The 17,265-nt window shown below is 48.6% G+C and carries 15 protein-coding genes; 9 read left to right on the top strand and 6 right to left on the bottom strand.

The features are described 5' to 3' along the window. The 7 genes from rplT (at window position 1) to accD (ending at window position 6,868) form a co-directional block, all read left to right on the top strand. The gene (gene rplT / locus ACTHSW_RS02370; RefSeq protein ID WP_003675502.1) at window positions 1-360 is read left to right on the top strand and encodes a 50S ribosomal protein L20; all 360 of its coding nucleotides are present in this window, start codon (window positions 1-3) and stop codon (window positions 358-360) included. A 248-nt stretch (window positions 361-608) separates the two neighbouring features. After that, window positions 609-1,598 carry a phenylalanine--tRNA ligase subunit alpha gene (gene pheS, locus ACTHSW_RS02365; protein ID WP_003683075.1) on the top strand — a complete coding sequence of 330 codons (990 nt, stop codon included), beginning with the start codon at window positions 609-611 and terminating at the stop codon, window positions 1,596-1,598. Between the two features lie 103 nt (window positions 1,599-1,701). After that, a complete protein-coding gene (gene pheT, locus ACTHSW_RS02360; RefSeq protein ID WP_107768813.1) occupies window positions 1,702-4,065 on the top strand; it encodes a phenylalanine--tRNA ligase subunit beta in 2,364 nt (787 codons plus the stop codon). A gap of 115 nt (window positions 4,066-4,180) precedes the next feature. Continuing rightward, window positions 4,181-4,483 (top strand): integration host factor subunit alpha, encoded by a 303-nt coding sequence (locus tag ACTHSW_RS02355; RefSeq protein WP_003680933.1) that lies wholly within the window; start codon window positions 4,181-4,183, stop codon window positions 4,481-4,483. Further along, window positions 4,467-4,814, top strand: a complete 348-nt coding sequence (locus ACTHSW_RS02350; protein WP_063076401.1) for a hypothetical protein — start codon at window positions 4,467-4,469, stop codon at window positions 4,812-4,814. Before ACTHSW_RS02355 ends, ACTHSW_RS02350 begins: the two co-directional genes overlap by 17 nt. A gap of 326 nt (window positions 4,815-5,140) precedes the next feature. Further along, window positions 5,141-5,926 carry a tryptophan synthase subunit alpha gene (gene trpA / locus ACTHSW_RS02345; RefSeq protein WP_070461439.1) on the top strand — a complete coding sequence of 262 codons (786 nt, stop codon included), beginning with the start codon at window positions 5,141-5,143 and terminating at the stop codon, window positions 5,924-5,926. A 75-nt stretch (window positions 5,927-6,001) separates the two neighbouring features. Beyond that, entirely contained in the window at window positions 6,002-6,868 is an 867-nt protein-coding gene (accD, locus tag ACTHSW_RS02340) for an acetyl-CoA carboxylase, carboxyltransferase subunit beta (RefSeq protein WP_070461440.1), read from the top strand. 63 nt (window positions 6,869-6,931) lie between these two features. On the opposite strand, the gene ACTHSW_RS02335 is transcribed toward accD, so the two are convergent. From ACTHSW_RS02335 to ACTHSW_RS02310, 6 genes are all read right to left on the bottom strand, one after another. After that, a complete protein-coding gene (locus ACTHSW_RS02335; protein WP_070461441.1) occupies window positions 6,932-7,378 on the bottom strand; it encodes a GatB/YqeY domain-containing protein in 447 nt (148 codons plus the stop codon). Between the two features lie 97 nt (window positions 7,379-7,475). Beyond that, the gene (gene rpsU, locus ACTHSW_RS02330; protein WP_003680926.1) at window positions 7,476-7,688 is read right to left on the bottom strand and encodes a 30S ribosomal protein S21; all 213 of its coding nucleotides are present in this window, start codon (window positions 7,686-7,688) and stop codon (window positions 7,476-7,478) included. A 277-nt stretch (window positions 7,689-7,965) separates the two neighbouring features. Beyond that, the gene (locus tag ACTHSW_RS02325) at window positions 7,966-9,813 is read right to left on the bottom strand and encodes a lytic transglycosylase domain-containing protein (RefSeq protein ID WP_070461442.1); all 1,848 of its coding nucleotides are present in this window, start codon (window positions 9,811-9,813) and stop codon (window positions 7,966-7,968) included. A 178-nt stretch (window positions 9,814-9,991) separates the two neighbouring features. Further along, window positions 9,992-10,459 (bottom strand): FxsA family protein, encoded by a 468-nt coding sequence (locus ACTHSW_RS02320; RefSeq protein WP_070461443.1) that lies wholly within the window; start codon window positions 10,457-10,459, stop codon window positions 9,992-9,994. Between the two features lie 167 nt (window positions 10,460-10,626). Beyond that, window positions 10,627-12,144, bottom strand: a complete 1,518-nt coding sequence (locus ACTHSW_RS02315) for a polyamine aminopropyltransferase (protein ID WP_349290119.1) — start codon at window positions 12,142-12,144, stop codon at window positions 10,627-10,629. A 124-nt stretch (window positions 12,145-12,268) separates the two neighbouring features. Next, complete coding sequence (locus ACTHSW_RS02310) at window positions 12,269-13,339, bottom strand: porin (RefSeq protein WP_107810832.1); 1,071 nt, start codon at window positions 13,337-13,339, stop codon at window positions 12,269-12,271. A gap of 325 nt (window positions 13,340-13,664) precedes the next feature. On the opposite strand from ACTHSW_RS02310, the gene ACTHSW_RS02305 reads away from it, so the two are divergent. Together ACTHSW_RS02305 and ACTHSW_RS02300 are read left to right on the top strand one after the other, a co-directional pair. After that, on the top strand, window positions 13,665-15,284 hold the full coding sequence (locus ACTHSW_RS02305) for an ABC transporter substrate-binding protein (protein WP_070461446.1): 1,620 nt from the start codon (window positions 13,665-13,667) through the stop codon (window positions 15,282-15,284). Window positions 15,285-15,359: 75 nt separating this feature from the next. Then, window positions 15,360-17,156, top strand: a complete 1,797-nt coding sequence (locus tag ACTHSW_RS02300) for an aminopeptidase P family protein (protein ID WP_070461447.1) — start codon at window positions 15,360-15,362, stop codon at window positions 17,154-17,156. Window positions 17,157-17,265: the final 109 nt, after the last annotated feature.

The raw sequence follows: 17,265 nt of genomic DNA, 5'->3' as shown, positions 1-17,265 counted from the left end.
ATGCCACGCGTAAAACGCGGTGTTACCGCTCGTGCTCGTCACCAAAAAGTCTTCGCGTTAGCCAAAGGCTACCGCGGTCGTCGTAAAAACGTTTACCGTGTTGCCAAACAAGCGGTAATGAAAGCCGGTCAATACGCATACCGTGACCGTCGCCAACGCAAACGTCAATTCCGTCAACTGTGGATCGTTCGTATCAACGCAGGTGCTCGTGAAAATGGTCTGTCTTACAGCAAATTCATGAACGGCCTGAAACGCGCTGCTATCGAAATCGACCGTAAAGTATTGGCTGATTTGGCTGTATTCGACAAAGCTGCATTTGCACAATTGGTTGAAAAAGCTAAAGCTGCTTTGGCTGCTTAATTCGATAAGATTATTTAAAAAGGAAGCTTATGCTTCCTTTTTTCTTTTCTTAAAGAAATCCTATGTAGTTGATTTTCTTTCTTTAAACTCTATTTTTTTATACTAATTTGCGATAAAATAGGCCTCTCTTATCAAACGGATTGGCCGCAGTAAGACAAAAGGCCGTCTGAACGGGTTTGTAATCAAATCCAACAGACGGCTTTGTTGTTTCAGACGGCCTGCCATCAACAAACAGACGATAAACCACCATGGAAAATGTAAACCGTATCGTTGCAGAAGGTATTGCCGCTATTGAAGCCGCGCAAGACTTCAATGCCTTAGAACAAATTAAAGCACGCTATCTTGGTAAAACCGGCGAATTGACCGGACTTTTGAAAACTTTGGGTCAAATGTCTCCTGAAGAGCGTAAAACCATAGGCGCGCACATCAATGAATGCAAAAATCAGTTTCAGACGGCTTTTAATGCCAAACGCGATGCCCTGAATGAAGCCAAGCTGCAAGCCCAATTGGCTGCAGAAGCCTTGGATATTACTTTGCCGGGCCGTGCACAAGAGCATGGCGGTTTGCACCCAGTGACTTTGACTTTGCAACGTGTGGTTGAGCTGTTTCACGGTATGGGTTTTGAAGTGGCGGACGGCCCTGAAATCGAAGACGATTTCCACAATTTCCAAGCCTTGAATATTCCTGCAAATCACCCCGCGCGTGCGATGCAAGATACCTTCTATGTTGAAAACGGAGACGTTTTACGCACACACACTTCGCCTATTCAAATCCGCTATATGCTCGACAAAAAAGAGCCGCCTATCCGTATTATTGCTCCCGGCCGTGTTTACCGTGTGGACAGTGATGCCACTCACTCGCCTATGTTCCATCAGGCCGAAGGTTTGTGGGTAGAAGAGGGTGTCACTTTTGCCGATTTGAAAGCAGTGTTCACTGACTTTATCCGTCGCTTCTTTGAACGCGATGACCTGCAAGTACGTTTCCGTCCGTCTTTCTTCCCGTTTACTGAGCCTTCTGCCGAAATCGACATTATGGGTGAGAATGGCAAATGGTTGGAAGTAGGTGGTTGCGGTATGGTACATCCTAACGTGTTGAAAAATGTGAATATCGACCCTGAAAAATATACCGGTTTCGCTTTCGGTATCGGTCTCGACCGTTTTGCCATGTTGCGCTACAACGTCAATGACCTGCGCTTGTTCTTCGATAACGATTTGAACTTCTTGAAGCAGTTTAAATAAATTTCAGATGGTCTTTTGATAGGCCGTCTGAAAAGTGAATAGATATTACTGATTTCGTCTGATAAAAATTTGTTTCAGACGGCCTGATAGTAGAGAAAATAATATGCAATTTCCTTATTCGTGGCTGAAAACTCAAGCCAATCCTGATCTTTCTGCCGATAAACTGGAACATCTTTTGACCATGGCCGGTTTGGAAGTGGAAGAAATCGATACTGCCGCCCCTGCTTTCAGTGGCGTGGTTGTTGCCGAAGTAAAATCTGTTGAAAAACATCCTGATGCAGACCGTTTGAACGTTACCCAAGTTGATGCCGGTACGGGCGAGTTGGTTCAGATTGTTTGTGGTGCGCCAAATGTCAAGCCGGGTATTAAAGTGCCGTGTTCGTTGCCGGGTGCCGTTTTGCCGGGTAACTTTAAAATTAAGCCGACTAAAATGCGCGGCGTACCATCAAACGGTATGCTGTGTTCGACCAATGAACTGGGTTTGCCTGATGATGGTGTAGACGGTCTGCACATTCTGCCTGAAGATGCGCCTGTCGGTGCCAATATCCGTGAATACTTGGATTTGGACGATACGCTGTTTACGTTGAAAATTACGCCTAACCGCGCTGATTGCTTGAGCGTTAAGGGTATTGCGCGTGAGGTTTCTGCGTTGACTCAATGTGCGTTTAGGCCTGTTGAAATTCAGACGGCCTTTATCGGCAGTGAGAAAAAACAGGCTGTCCGTATTGACGCACCGGCCGACTGCGGCCGTTTTATCAGTCGCGTTATTGAAAATGTCAATGCGAAAGCGGCTACTCCCGATTGGATGAAACAACGTTTGGAACGCAGCGGTATCCGCAGCATTTCCGCATTGGTGGACATCGGCAACTATGTGATGCTGGAAATCGGTCAGCCTATGCATGTTTTCGATGCTGACAAGCTGTCAGGCAGTTTGATTGTCCGCCGTGCTCAAAATGGCGAGACTTTGGCGTGTCTGAACGAGAAGACGGTTACTTTGGCTGACAATACACTGGTGGTCGCTGATGAAAAAGGTGCGTTGAGCTTGGCCGGCTTGATGGGCGGCGAGGCAAGCGCGGTTTCAGATGACACGCAAAATATCGTACTGGAAGCTGCTTGGTTTGCTCCGGAGATTATTGCGGGTAAATCCCGTCAATACGGTTTTGGTTCGGATTCTTCTTTCCGTTTTGAGCGTGGTGTGGATTACCGCTTGCAAGCTGATGCCATTGAGCGTGCTACCGAATTGGTGTTGCAGATTTGCGGTGGTGCAGCCGGTGAAATGGTTGAAGCACAAGGCAAATTGCCCGAGGCAAAACAGGTCGAATTGCGTTTAGGCCGTCTGAAAACGGTATTGGGCGTTGAAATCCCTGCCGAGCAAGTCGAAATTATCTTGCAACACTTGGGTTTGCAGCCTGAGAAAACCGAAGAAGGCTTCCGTGTTACTTCTCCTAGCTTCCGTTTCGACATCGAAATCGAAGCCGATTTGATTGAAGAAATCGGCCGCGTTTACGGTTATGAGAATATTCCTGACGACTATACTTCAGGCCGTCTGAAAATGTTGGCCTTGCCTGAAACCAAACGCCCTCGTTTTGCGGTTTATAACGAAATGGCGGCTCGCGGTTACCGCGAAGTGGTCAGCTATGCGTTTGTGGATGAGCAATGGGAGCAAGACTTTGCTGCCAATACCAATCCTATCCGCCTGCAAAATCCGTTGGCGGCGCAGTATGCCGTCATGCGTTCTACGCTTATCGGCGGTTTGGTGGAAGTTTTGCAAAACAATTTGAATCGTAAGCAAAACCGTGTACGCGTATTTGAGATTGCCCGTGTGTTCAGCAAAGATTCGGCTGATCAATTTGTTCAAAACGAACGTATCGGCGGTTTGTGGTATGGCTCCGTGCTGCCTGAGCAATGGGGCGAGAAAACACGCAACGTGGATTTCTACGATATGAAAGCCGATGTTGAGAGCCTTTTGAAAAACAAGGAAGTATCCTTTGTTAAGACCGAACATCCGGCATTGCATCCTGGTCGTGCCGCCAATATTGTTTCAGACGGCAAAGTAGTTGGTTTTGTTGGCGAGTTGCATCCGAAATGGCTGCAAAAATATGATTTGCCACAAGCGCCGCTGGTATTTGAAATCGATATGGATACTGTATTGGGTCGTGAGAAAACCCGTTATCAGTCTGTATCCAAATTCCAAGCTGCACGCCGAGATTTGGCATTTGTAATGCCTGAAGCTGTGACGCATGATGATTTGTTAAATGCCCTGAAAGCGGCGGCGAACAAGCTGGTTCAAGAAATCAGCGTGTTTGACGTTTACCGCGGTACGGGTGTGCCTGAAGGCATGAAGAGCGTTGCTGTTAAAATTATTTTGCAGGATATGGAAAACACGCTGACAGATGAAGTCATCGAGCCTTTGGTTGCGAAAATGATTAAAGCGGCAGCCGAAAAAGACGCACAGCTTCGCGCTTAAAATTAAGATAAAAGTTGTCGCCAAAAATTGCCAATAATATTTGATTTTTTGGTGAAGACTTGATTTTTAAAAGAATTTTGGTAATAATTGCACCAGTTTGAATGAAGGTAAACACATGACACTAACTAAAGCAGAATTGGCTGATATTTTGGTCGACAAAGTCAGCAACGTCACCAAGAATGATGCCAAAGAAATCGTCGAGCTCTTTTTTGAAGAAATCCGCAGCACTTTGGCGCGTGGTGAAGAAATTAAAATTTCCGGTTTCGGTAATTTCCAATTGCGCGACAAACCTCAACGCCCAGGTCGTAACCCTAAAACAGGCGAAGAAGTGCCGATTACCGCACGCCGTGTGGTAACTTTCCATGCCAGCCAAAAACTTAAAGGCATGGTGGAGCATTACTATGACAAACAACAATAATCCGGTTATTCCTGCCAAGCGTTATTTTACGTTGGATGAAATGTGCCAATTGGTGCAAATCAGTCCGGCTCAGTTTGCCCAATGGCAACATGAAAATAATGTTGTGATTGGATACGGTGGCGATCGATATACGCGTTCAGATGTGGTTAAGTTGTTGAAACTGAAAGATACGTTTGAACCATATATCGATACGTTCAGCCGTGGTGCTTTGGATGCAAACGGCAATCCTGCTGCCAATGCAGAAGAAGTCCGTCATGGTCTGATGCAGATTTTGTCTGATTTGGAGCGTCATCTTGGTTCTGAACAACAAAATCACCATGTCGAGCTATAATCGATAAGAAAATTCTGATCAAAAGTGCGAAGGCATACAAAGATTTGCATAATTGATTCTAATAAAGGCTGTTTGAATGATTTTCAGACGGCCTTTATTGTTTTATATTGCTTTCAAAATATCAGAATCTTGATTGCAAATGATTCTATGAAATAGCCGTAAATGTTATACTTAGCCTCTTGTTTGCCGATTGGAAAGAACCAGTCATTAGATAATGCGGATAGATACCGCCTTTTCATGGCAGACTGAGGTTTTTAAAACAAATGTAACGGCAGAATAAACAGGCTGCCGGACAACATTCAAATCGATGAAATGGATAGCAGAAAATGAGCAGAATCCAACAAACTTTCTCAGCGCTCAATGGCGCAAAAGCACTGATTCCTTATATTACGGTGGGTGATCCCAGCCTTGAGACAACCTTGGCATTGATGCATAGCCTGGTGGCTAATGGTGCTGATATTTTGGAACTAGGTGTGCCGTTTTCTGACCCTATGGCGGATGGCCCGACTATTCAACGTGCGGCTGAAAGGGCGTTGGCAAATCATGTTTCTTTGCGCGATGTATTGGAAACAGTACGCTTGTTCCGCCAAACCAATGATAAAACGCCGGTTGTGTTAATGGGTTACTTGAACCCGGTACATAAAATGGGTTATCAGGCGTTTGCGCAAGCGGCTGCCGAGGCAGGCGTAGATGGCGTGTTGACCGTGGATTCTCCGGTAGAAACCATTGCGCCTTTGCATGACTCGTTGAAAGCGCAAGGTATTGATTGTATTTTCCTTATTGCGCCAACAACAACTGAGGAGCGTATTCAAACGATTGCCAAAGTAGCCGGCGGTTTTGTGTATTATGTATCGCTCAAAGGTGTAACCGGTGCTGCAAGTTTGGATACTGAAGAAGTTTCGCGTAAAATAGAGCTTTTGCGCAAATACATCGATATTCCGATTGGTGTCGGCTTCGGCATCAATAATGCGGAGAATGCGCGTAAAATTGGTGCGGTAGCGGATGCCGTTATTGTCGGCAGCCGTATCGTCAAAGAGATTGAAAGCCATGCGGGTAGCGAGGCCGAAGCAGTAGGTGCGTTGGTTAAAGAGTTGAAAGACGCGATTCGCTAATATTTTTTATTCCATTATTTCAGACGGCCTTACGTTTAACTGGCCGTCTAAATTCTGAATCCTAAGGAGTCATTCATGAGCTGGCTAGATAAAATTCTTCCTCCGAAAATTAAAAACCGAAGCAGTTCGTCCAGCGTCCCTGAAGGTCTGTGGCACAAATGTCCGTCTTGTTCGGCAACGGTTTACTCAACCGAGTTGAAACAAAACAGCGAAGTCTGCCCGAAATGTAATCATCACAATCCGCTTTCTGCGCGCGAACGTTTGGACCTGCTTTTGGATGAAGAAGGCCGTGAAGAGATTGCAGCCAATATTAAACCGACAGACCCGCTGAAATTTAAAGACAGCAAAAAATATCCGGATCGCCTTGCTGCTGCGCGCAAAGCAACCGGCGAAGACGATGCTTTGGTTGTTATGAAAGGCACCATGAACGGCCTGCCTGTCGTGGTGGCTGCGTTTGAATTCCGTTTTATCGGCGGCTCTATGGGTTCGGTCGTGGGTGAGCGTTTCGTTCAGGGTGTACGCCGTGCTGTTGCAGATAATTGTTCGTTTATTTGCGTGGCGGCTTCCGGTGGTGCGCGTATGCAGGAGGGTTTGAACTCTTTGATGCAGATGACGAAAACCAGCGCGGCTTTGCATTTGCTGACTGAAAAACGTCTGCCGTTTATTTCCGTATTGACCGACCCGACCATGGGCGGCGTATCTGCCAGCTTTGCCTTCTTGGGTGATGTGGTTTTGGCAGAACCGAATGCTCTGATTGGTTTTGCAGGTCCGCGCGTTATCGAGCAGACTGTACGCGAAACCTTGCCGGAAGGTTTCCAACGTGCAGAATTTTTGTTGGAGAAGGGCGCAATCGACCAAATTGTCGATCGCCGTTCCATGAAAAAACGTATCAGCGATTTGATTACTTTGTTGCGTCATGAAGGTAAAGTAACTGCTGCTTGATGAGCACAATAAGAAAGGCCGTCTGAAAATAATATTTCAGACGGCCTTTTTGATTATTGATGATTAAGCAGTCAATGCGGCTTTCAAAACCTTGTTGACTTCGCCCATGTCGGCTTTTCCGGTCAGGCGGGTTTTCAGTACGCCCATGACTTTACCCATATCTGCCATGCCTGATGCACCGGTTTCTGCAATAGTTGCTTCAACGACAGTTTTGATTTCTTCTGCAGACATCATTTGGGGCAGGTAGCGGTTGAGGATTTCGATTTCCGCGTTTTCTTTGTCAGCCAAATCTTGACGGCTGGCTTCGGTATAGATTTTGGCACTGTCTTTGCGTTGTTTCACCATTTTGGTCAGGATGGAGATGACTTTTGCGTCATCGGCTTCGGTACGCTCATCTACTTCAAATTGTTTGATGGCGGCATTAATCAGGCGAATGGTGCTTAAAGACACTTGGTCTTTGGCGCGCATGGCAGTTTTCATGTCTTCGGTTAATTGTGTTTTTAGGCTCATAATGTTCTCACTTTATATAAAGAGGCCGCCTGAAAAAACAAAACACACCACAAAGCTGCCCTTGCGGTGTGTCGTTTATCACAGGGCAGGCCTGTAATTAGTACATTTTAGGAGGCAGTTGTTGGCTGCGCAGACGTTTTTGCAGACGTTTGGCTGCAGCAGCTTTTTTGCGTTTGCGTTCAGTAGTTGGTTTTTCGTACGCTTCACGGGCGCGCAGTTCGGTCAACAGACCGGTTTTTTCTACGGCACGTTTGAAACGACGCATGGCAACTTCAAATGGTTCATTCTCTTTAACACGAATAGCAGGCATTTTATTTCCTTTAAATTTTGTTCAATCAAACCGTTTTAAGAAATAGAGGACGGTTTGTCATAATGGGGGAGTTGTTGTATCGCTGGTTTGCCTAGGGCAGGGCGGGATACGCGCCGTGATGTAAACATCACCTCCTAACAAGTCGGCTTTTGCCGTGCAAGTGACCTTTTCGGTCAGAAACAATCGGGCGATTATCTTATAAACCCGATAGTCTGTCAAGGTTGCAGGCCGTCTGAACGTTTGATTCTGTCTCACTTTTCAGACGGCCTATCTCGTATTAATAACGACCGGGAACCGTACCCATACGTTGTTTCAACGAAGTTTGCGGTTCGTTGAACAATGACGCGTAATAAGTCGCGTTGGTCATGACTTTTTTCACGTAATCACGGGTTTCGGTGAATGGGATGGTCTCGGCGTAGATGGCGCCTTCCAAAGGAGAAGAAGCCTGCCAGTTGCGGGCGCGGCCTGGGCCGGCGTTGTAGCCTGCGGTGGCCATCACTTCGTTATTTTGCAGGCGGCGTTTGGCATCTGCCATGTACCAAGTACCCATGCGGATGTTGCCGTCCATGGTGTAGAGTTCGCTGCTGCTCATGCCGATTTTGCCGGCGATTTCGCGGGCGGTCGCAGGCATGACCTGCATCAGGCCTTGTGCGCCGACGCTGGATTGTGCGCCCATGACAAAGCGGCTTTCTTGGCGAATCAAACCGTAAACCCATGCCGGGTCAATACCAGCCTGTGCGGCATAGCGGACGGTTAGGTCTTTAAACGGAGAGAGGTAGCGCAGTTTGTAGTTGAGTTTGTGGTCGGTACGGTCTGCACTGTTGATTGCCATGTCGTAGAACTGGTTGTCAAAAGCAACTTGTGCGGCAGTCAGCAGGTTGTCTTCGTTAAAGTCGCGGGTGGCAAAACGCCATTCTGCTTGTGCCTGACGGCGCATTTTAGAGTCGCCGTTGCTTTGGCTGTTTTTAAACAGAACCAATGCGCGTTTGATGGCACCGTCTTCGCTCATGCGGCGGACGTCTTTGGCATCGGCATCGGAAACATTGTTGCGCGTATTGATGCGGCTGCCTAGTTCTTCACCTGCCATTACGGCGTAGAAATTGCGGCCGGAAGCGGCGGCTTTTTCATACATTTCTTTGGCTTGGCTGCTTTTGCCTTGTGCGGCAAAGCTGCGGCCCAGCCAATATTGCCATGTCGGGTCTTTTTGCAGTTTTTCAGGCATATGCTGAATCACGCTTGCCAATTCGTCCCAACGTTGCAGGCGCAAAGCGGCGCGTGCGTACCATTCCAATTGTTCGTCGGTCAGTTGCTTGCGGTCGGAAACGCGGCCGTAGTAGCTCAAAGCAGTCGGCATGTTTTGGCTTTGTGCATGGTAGTGGCCCAATACGCCCCATGCAAAGCTGCGTTGTTCGAGGCTGAGGCCGGGTTCCATGTCGGACAGGGTGGCTGCGGCAGAAGCGGATTTGCGTGCATCTTTGCCGATTACGCTCAACAGGCTGTATTCGGTCGCACCTTGTGCGCCACCTTCAAAGGGGCTGCCCAATGCGGCGGCGAGGTTGCGTGCATCTGTGGTTTGGCTGTTGCTCAACAAGCCGCGCACGCGACGCCATGCGTCGTTGGTGTTCAGACGGCCTGAAGCTGCCGCGCTTTCAACCAAGCGGGTACAGCCGGCAGGCAGTTTGCTGGTCACGCGAACCAGTTCGGCGGCTTTGCTGTAATTGCCGCTGCTCAAATCAGCATAACATTGCACTTCTTGTGCGACGCCGGCAGCGTTCAATTTGCTGAATTCTTGACGGAACAAATCCCATTGGCCGCGCGCGCCCAAGGTTTTCAGCCATTCGTTGCGGACGTTTTCAGCCATTGCGCTGTCGCTGGCTTGGGATAAAAATTGTTGTACCCAAGCATCGTCGCCACGTTTGGCAGCATCGATGGCGCTTTGGTATTGGCTGTAATCGGACAGAACTTTGGATTCGCTGTCGGCGCGGCGTGAAGGAATAGAAGTAGATTTAGGCTGAACGACGGTTTCGGTTTTCGAAGCAGTCGGTGTGTTTTGGGTGGCGCACGCCGATAAAACAGCGGCGGTAATCAAGCTGAGGGAGAGAGGGAAAAGACGTTGAACGTTCATTGGATACCGTGTCGTTTTTAGAATCAAAATAGTTGCTTATTTTAAATGATTTATGCGGAATAACCGAATTACAAACCGATATTTACATTTTCAAAGCCTGGAAATGACTAAGGCCGTCTGAAATATGAAACACTTTTGAGGTATTCCTAATTCAGACGGCCTTTTATAAAGGAAGTCGTCAATCGGGTTTGTGTTCGATATAGTCTTGCGGTTTGTCGGCTTTGCTGGTGCGCGTAACCGTATATTCGCCTTCGATAATGTCTTCATCATCTTTGGCGGAGCTATAAGTCTGACGGCTTTGGAAAGACTGCGTAGAAGAAACGGCCGCGTTGCCTTTAAACGGAATCAGTAAGAGCAGGGCGACAGCGGTTGAAATAAAGCCTGGGCTGAGCAGGAAAACCGCGGCGGCGGTATAGCGAATCGGCCACAGCATCTGATAGAGGGAAATGTTTTGGCCGCTGCGGACGGCTGCGCCTGCGAGCAAAAGGCCGGAAATGCCGGTATGGCGCAGCATAAAGATACCGCTGATAAAGCTGAGAGCCATCACAAACAGCGTCCAGCCGCCACCTATCCAGTCGGCAACCCAGACGATGGACATAATTTCCAAAAAGATTAAAACCAAAAAACCGATTCCAAAATACTGCATAAGAGTTTGTTCCTTCATTCAACGGATAGTGTCGATTGTGTTCTATCTAGATAAAGATAAACCTTATTTTTTCAAGCAAATGCTGTGTGAAAAAGGGTAAACGGGTAATGAGACCGTCTGAACGGGGATAAAAAGAAGACAGATGTTTCAGACGGCCTTTAGATATTCTATCGCATCACATTGTTCCAATCGCTTTCAAAATAACTGACGAGAATTTGGTTGTTTAAATAATTTGCTTCAACCTTGCGCCTTGCCATATCAGGCGGAAAGCGAAACATTTCGGCAACGGTCTGGGCATTGAGATAGCGGGTGGGTACGTCGAATTTTTGCGGAATGGGGAAATTTTGGTCAAATCCTGCTAACACAAATCCCCATTCGCCAAAGGAAGGGACGTAAACATGATAGGGCGCGGTATTCAATTTGGTCGCCTCGAGGGTAGCAACGACCGACCAGTAGGCATTGGGTGCGAAATAAGGCGAAGTCGATTGCACAACAATCTTACCTTGCGGCTCAAGATGGCGGGCAACGAGGCGGTACATGGGGACGGAGTAAAGTTTACCAAGCGAGAAATTGGACGGGTCGGGTAGGTCGATGATGATAACGTCGAATTTTTCAGACGACCCTTCCAGCCATTTGGCGGCATCGTCGTTGACGACGTGCATTTTGTGATGGGACAGCGAGCCTTGGTTGAGGGCGCTTAAGGTGGCGGAGGTTCTAAAAGTAGCGGTCATATCGGGGTCGAGATCGACCAAAGTAACATTTTTGACTTGCGGATATTTTAAGACTTCGCGTGCCGCCAATCCGTCGCCGCCGCCGAGAATCAGGACGCGTTCGGCATTGGGAACCATCTGCATGGCAGGCAGAACGAGTGCTTCATGGTAACGTGCTTCGTCGCGTGAGGAAAATTGCAGGTTGCCGTTGATATAGAGGCGGGTGTCGTCTTTCCAGCGGGTAACGACCAGCCGTTGGTAGGGCGAATGGCTTTGATAGACGACAGGATCGCCGAAATAGCTTTGTTCGGCTTTAAAGGAAATACGGTCGGCGTAGGCGAAGAGCGTAATGAGCGCGGTCAATACGATAAACGCACGCGTACGGATGGCGTGGTAGCGGGGTAATTCGGATTTGAATACACGCGCGGTCAGATAGGCGACGGCGGCGTTGAAAATGCCAAACAACAAGGCTGAACGCGCCATACCGAGTTTTGGGGCGAGCAGGAGCGGAAATAATAAGGAGACGGCAAGTGCGCCCAAGTAGTCGAAGGTCAGGACTTTGGAAACGAGTTCTTTAAATTCCGCCCCTTTTTGGTTTAACACGCGCATGACCAACGGGATTTCCATGCCGACAACCATGCCGACAATCAGTACAAAAGCGTAGAGCAGGGTACGGAACGGGGCGGCGGATAAACCGAAGGCCACAAATAATGCCAGCGCGGAAATGCCGCCGATGATGCCGACCAGAAGTTCGATTTCGATGAAGCGGTGCAACACGTCTTTATCTTTGATGTATTGGGTCAGGTGGGCACCGATACCCATTGAAAACAGATAAAGCCCGATGACGGAGGAAAACTGCAAAATACTGTCGCCCAAAAGATAGCTTGCGAGAGCGGCGATGATGAGCTCGTAAGCGAGGCCGCAGCTGGCGACGATAAAAACGGAGATGATGAGGGTGCGGTGGGCATTCATGATGACGTTTTTGTTGCTTGAGTGTGGGCAATGTAATGATTTTTAAGGTGGGCTGCAAGTTTAATTATAGGATGTAGAAAAGGCCGTCTGAACAAATTGTTTCAGACGGCCTTTAATCTGTCAGGCATTAATAGCGGTGTTTGAATACCATGCCCACGGCGTAAGAAGATTTTTTCGGCAAATCTTCTTCGTATTTCGGATTGACGTTTTCTTTCAACCAGCCGGCACCGAGTGTGGCGGTTGTTCGTTTGGAGAAGCTGTAATCGGTGCTGACGGCGACGTGTTTGTAGTCTTCGCCGACAGAGCTTTTACCGTAGGCAAAGCCGATTTGAGGTTTGAAATTGCCCACTTTGTATGAGCCGGACACCATAAATTCTTTGGTGTTGTTGATTTCTTTGTCGTAAGAACCGGCTACGTTGCCTGCCGCATCTTTCCATACGCCCCAGCAGCTGAAGCCGTCGCAAGTATTTTTGGCGTATTGGAACGCGGCATCGACGGAGATTTTGTCTTTGCTGTATCCGGCCATAAATGCATGGGCTTGGAAGTCTTTGGTTTCGGTTGGGGAGTCGTTGGGTGCGTATTCGGCAGCGTAGTGGGCGTTAAAGCCGTTGTTTGGGTGGTAGTAGTCCACGCCCCAGCCGAAGACCCAGTCGCCGTCACGTTTTTTGTCCGGATTCCAGTCATTGTTGTTGCGCGCGGCATTGGAACCGGGGGAAACGTTGAATTTGAATTGGAAACCGTTTTTCCAAGGCGACTCATAAGCCATGGAAACACGGCGTTGGCCGAAGCGGGAAATTTTGCCGAATTCTAAAATTGGGCTGTTGGTGTCGAACGGGTTCAGATAAATGCTGTTCATGGGCGTACTGATGTAACCCATTTTGACGGTGCCAAGGTTTTTGTAGCTGTTGAGCGCGACGTATGAGTCGGCAGTACCCCAGCCGCCCCAGCGGTCGGAATCGAAGTAAATAAAGGAGCCAAGTTGCCATTTCAGCCATAAGTCGTCGTTGAGTCGTACTTCATCGGAGAGATAAAGACTGGAACTTTTATCGGAAATGGTTGTATTGGTTACACCGGTTTTATTGTTGTGTTCGACCTCGGTCATGATGTAGATGGTGCCGCTCATTTTAGGTTCGGCGTGGGCGAAGCTTATGGAAGAGCCGATGAGGGTAGTGGCAATAAAACAAGATAACTTGTTCATTTTGTTCTCCTTTTATGTCTTTTTCTTAATTGGGGACGGGAAATTCGGATAATCTTATTTGACAAATTATAAAAAATCAATACATTTGTAACTTATCGTAGGATAAATTGAAAAATAGTTTTCAGTTACGTATTTTTGTGTTAATTTGCCAACAATCTTGGACGGCTGCTTTTATTTCGATGGTATAGGTAGTTTTAAACACTATTTTTATATCTGGAAATAGAGGATTTAACTGGGTTTAAAAACCTCAAATATTTGTAGTTAAGTGTAGTTTGAATAATCAGGCCGTCTGAAAAAGAAGAATACCCAAAAGAAGGAATGAAATATGGCCGGAAAAACCTATCCGCTGTTGGCTGCATCATTGGCTGCCGTATTCGCGTTGTCGGCGTGCAGCCGTGATGTCAAGCCTGCTCCTGAATTTAAACGTACCGATTATGAGCGCGTGGTGGTCAGCAACGGCGTTGAGCCGGGTACGCTGGATCCTCAGATGAGCGGCGATATGGCGGCCGGTGCGATTATCCGTCAGTTGATGGATGGTTTGGTCGGTACGGATGCCGAAGGTAAAACCATTCCTGCTTTGGCGGAAAAATGGGAGAGCGAGGGCGAGCGTATTTGGACCTTCCATCTGCGTGATGCCAAATGGAGCAATGGAGATCCGATTACTGCCGAAGATTTCGTGTACAGCTTCCGTCGTCTTGCCGATCCGGCCACCGGCGCACCTTTCGGCAGCTATTTGGTCGATGCCCAAGTGGAAAATGCGGAAGATATATTAAACGGTAAAGCCAAGCCTGAGACATTGGGCGTCAAGGCATTGGACGCGAAGACCCTGCAATTTACGCTGATTGCGCCCGTGCCTTATTTCCCCGATATGCTGATTCAGCAATTCACATTTCCGGTGCACCGCGCCACTGTCGAAAAATACGGCAACAAGTGGACGCAGCCCGGTCATTATGTTTCCAGTGGCGCTTATCTGTTAAAGGATTGGAAAGTCAACAGCCACATCAATATGGAACGCAACCCCAATTATTACGATAAAGACAAAGTGGCCATTCCGAAGGCGGTTTTCTTGTCAGGTAGCGGCGAGTACAACCGTTATCGCGCCAATGAAATTGATGTGACTTACGGTATTCCCAGCGATCAGGTCAAAGTGGCGGATATTGAGTTTCCGGGACAAGTGAAACGTACAACTTCTTTGTGCAGCTGGTATTTGGAGCCGAACCACGAAGCGGCGCCGTTTAACGATCCGCGCGTCCGCAAGGCACTCAATATGCTGACGCGCCGCGACATCGTCGTCAAAGTGGGTGGCCGTGGCGATACGCCTGCGTTCCAATTGACGCCGCCGCAAATGCAGGGCGTGATTCCTGTTTATCCGGAGTGGAAAGAGTGGACGCCTGAAAAACGCATCGAAACCGCACGCAAACTGTTGAACGAAGCAGGCTACAACGATGACCATCCGCTTGAGTTCGATATTTTGTACAGCACCAGCGAAGCATCCAAAAAACAAATTACTGCCGTGCAGTCGGTGTGGAAAGCTGCCATTCCGTTTATCCGTCCGACTTTGTCTAACGAGGAATGGAAAACTTATTTGGATACGCGCGCGCAAGGCAATTTCAAGGTTTCGTTCAGTGGTTGGTGTTCCGATTTTAACGATCCGGCGGGCATGCTCAATATTTTGAAATCCAACAACTCAAACAATGCATTCCGCTACAAAAGCGCGGCGTTTGACACATTTATGAACAATACGCTGAAAGATGGCGTCAGCAAGGAAGCGCGCAGCCAGCTCTATGCCGATGCGGAGAAGCAGCTTCAAGAAGACGCTACACTGATTCCGTTGTATCATCAGGTTGAAGTGCGTATGGTCAAACCCGATATTATCGGCTATTCCGACAAAGACCCTTTACGGAACTACACAGTCAAGAACTGGTCGTTCGCACCGAAAAAATAGATTGATTATAGACAGCACAAGTTTTCAGACGGCCTTGATGACAGAGGCTGTCTGAAACAACAGGAGACATAACACATGAAATCTGTACAACAACGTTTGTCCGCTTTACGCGAAGCCATGAAAAAACATGGCGTGGACGCGTTTGTCATTCCTTCCGCCGATCCACACCTTTCCGAATACCTGCCCGAGCATTGGCAGGCACGTCGTGATTTTTCCGGCTTTACCGGTTCGGCCGGCACTTTGGTGGTGACCGCCGATAAAGCAGGCGTGTGGACGGATAGCCGCTATTGGGAACAGGCAGGCCAACAGCTTGCGCCAAACGGCATCGAGCTGCAAAAAATGGGCGTTGATGCGCCTTATACCGAGTGGTTGGCACAAAATCTGCCCGAGGGCGCAGTGGTCGGCGCGCCTGCCGATATGTTCGCACTCAGCGGCGAGCGCGGTTTGAAACAGGCACTTGCCGCCAAAAACATCCGCCTCGAATATCCTGAAACCTTGTTGGACGAAGTGTGGGACGACCGTCCTGCATTGCCGACTCCGGAAATCTACGTTCACCATCCCGACTATGTTTCCGAAACTGCGGCCGAAAAACTGGCTCGTATCCGTGCGGCTATGAAGGAGCAGGGCGCAGATGCGCATTTGGTTTCTTCTTTGGACGACATCGCTTGGATTACCAATCTGCGCGGCGATGATGTGCCGTTCAACCCTGTGTTCTTGTCCCATCTGTTTATCAGTCAAGACAAAGCCGTATTGTTTACCGATGCAGGCCGTCTGAAAGCCGAATCTGCCGAAGCCTTGAAAGTGGCAGGTTTTGAAGTATTGCCTTATGCGCAAGCGGCGGATTACTTGGCAAGTGTTAAGGGCGCATTGCTGATTGATCCGAACAAAACCGCCGTCGGTACTTTGCGCCGCCTGCCTGAAGACGTCCGTTTGATTGAAGCCATCCACCCAAGCACATTCTTCAAATCGGTTAAATCCGATGCCGACATCGCCCATATCCGCAATACCATGGCGGAAGACGGCGCGGCATTGTGCGGCTTCTTTGCCGAGTTTGAACAAATCTTGGCAGACGGCGGCGAATTGAGCGAGCTGGACATCGACGGCATGCTCTACAAACACCGCAGCCAACGTCCCGGCTTTATTTCGCCAAGTTTCGACACCATCGCCGGCTACAATGCCAATGCCGCCTTGCCTCATTACAGCGCGACACCGGAAAACAACAGCAAAATCAAAGGCGACGGTATGCTGCTGATTGATTCCGGCGGCCAATACTGGGGCGGTACGACCGACATTACGCGCGTGGTGCCTGTTGGCAATCCGAGTGCGGCCATGAAGCGCGATTACACTTTGGTGTTGAAAGCGCATATTTCTCTGGCGGAAACCATTTTCCCTGAAAACATCAAAGGCCCGATGATTGATGCCATCTGCCGCAAATCGCTCTGGCAGGCACAATGCGATTACGGTCACGGTACAGGTCATGGCGTGGGCTATTTCCTCAATGTGCATGAAGGTCCGCAAAGCATTGCCGTTGCCGCCGTGCCGCAACCGCATCACGCGATGAAGTCAGGCATGCTGACTTCCAACGAGCCGGGTCTTTACCGTCCGGGCAAATGGGGTATCCGTATCGAAAGTTTGGTAATCAACCGTCCGGTTGAAAACCCAGAGGAAACCGAGTTCGGCAAATTCCTGTATTTTGAAACTGTTACCCTCTGCCCAATCGATACGCGCCTTATCGATACCAAACTGATGACCGGCAGCGAAATCGAATGGCTGAACCAATATCACGCTGAAGTGCGCCGCCGTCTCGAGCCTTTGACAGAAGGCGCGGCCAAAGCATGGCTGATTGAACGCACCGAACCTTTGGCGCGTTAACGTGAAAGGCCGTCTGAAACGGCGGATACAAAGTTTCAGACGGCCTTATAACAACAATTATCTAAAAACTAAAAAACCTTACCCGACTCCGAATAAAAACAATAACCCG

It is taken from the genome of Neisseria sp. P0008.S004 (assembly GCF_051962755.1).
Classification (GTDB): Bacteria; Pseudomonadota; Gammaproteobacteria; order Burkholderiales; family Neisseriaceae; genus Neisseria; species Neisseria subflava_A.
Note: the sequence above shows the minus strand (reverse complement) of the source record. Positions and strands in the feature narration are given on the sequence as shown.

Bases quoted from the DNA above. Each gene is read 5' to 3' on its own strand.
- rplT (WP_003675502.1), top strand. From the start codon at position 1: ATGCCACGCGTAAAACGCGGTGTTACCGCTCGTGCTCGTCACCAAAAA.
- pheS (WP_003683075.1), top strand. From the start codon at position 609: ATGGAAAATGTAAACCGTATCGTTGCAGAAGGTATTGCCGCTATTGAA.
- pheT (WP_107768813.1), top strand. From the start codon at position 1,702: ATGCAATTTCCTTATTCGTGGCTGAAAACTCAAGCCAATCCTGATCTT.
- ACTHSW_RS02355 (WP_003680933.1), top strand. From the start codon at position 4,181: ATGACACTAACTAAAGCAGAATTGGCTGATATTTTGGTCGACAAAGTC.
- ACTHSW_RS02350 (WP_063076401.1), top strand. From the start codon at position 4,467: ATGACAAACAACAATAATCCGGTTATTCCTGCCAAGCGTTATTTTACG.
- trpA (WP_070461439.1), top strand. From the start codon at position 5,141: ATGAGCAGAATCCAACAAACTTTCTCAGCGCTCAATGGCGCAAAAGCA.
- accD (WP_070461440.1), top strand. From the start codon at position 6,002: ATGAGCTGGCTAGATAAAATTCTTCCTCCGAAAATTAAAAACCGAAGC.
- ACTHSW_RS02335 (WP_070461441.1), bottom strand. From the start codon at position 7,378: ATGAGCCTAAAAACACAATTAACCGAAGACATGAAAACTGCCATGCGC.
- rpsU (WP_003680926.1), bottom strand. From the start codon at position 7,688: ATGCCTGCTATTCGTGTTAAAGAGAATGAACCATTTGAAGTTGCCATG.
- ACTHSW_RS02325 (WP_070461442.1), bottom strand. From the start codon at position 9,813: ATGAACGTTCAACGTCTTTTCCCTCTCTCCCTCAGCTTGATTACCGCC.
- ACTHSW_RS02320 (WP_070461443.1), bottom strand. From the start codon at position 10,459: ATGCAGTATTTTGGAATCGGTTTTTTGGTTTTAATCTTTTTGGAAATT.
- ACTHSW_RS02310 (WP_107810832.1), bottom strand. From the start codon at position 13,339: ATGAACAAGTTATCTTGTTTTATTGCCACTACCCTCATCGGCTCTTCC.
- ACTHSW_RS02305 (WP_070461446.1), top strand. From the start codon at position 13,665: ATGGCCGGAAAAACCTATCCGCTGTTGGCTGCATCATTGGCTGCCGTA.
- ACTHSW_RS02300 (WP_070461447.1), top strand. From the start codon at position 15,360: ATGAAATCTGTACAACAACGTTTGTCCGCTTTACGCGAAGCCATGAAA.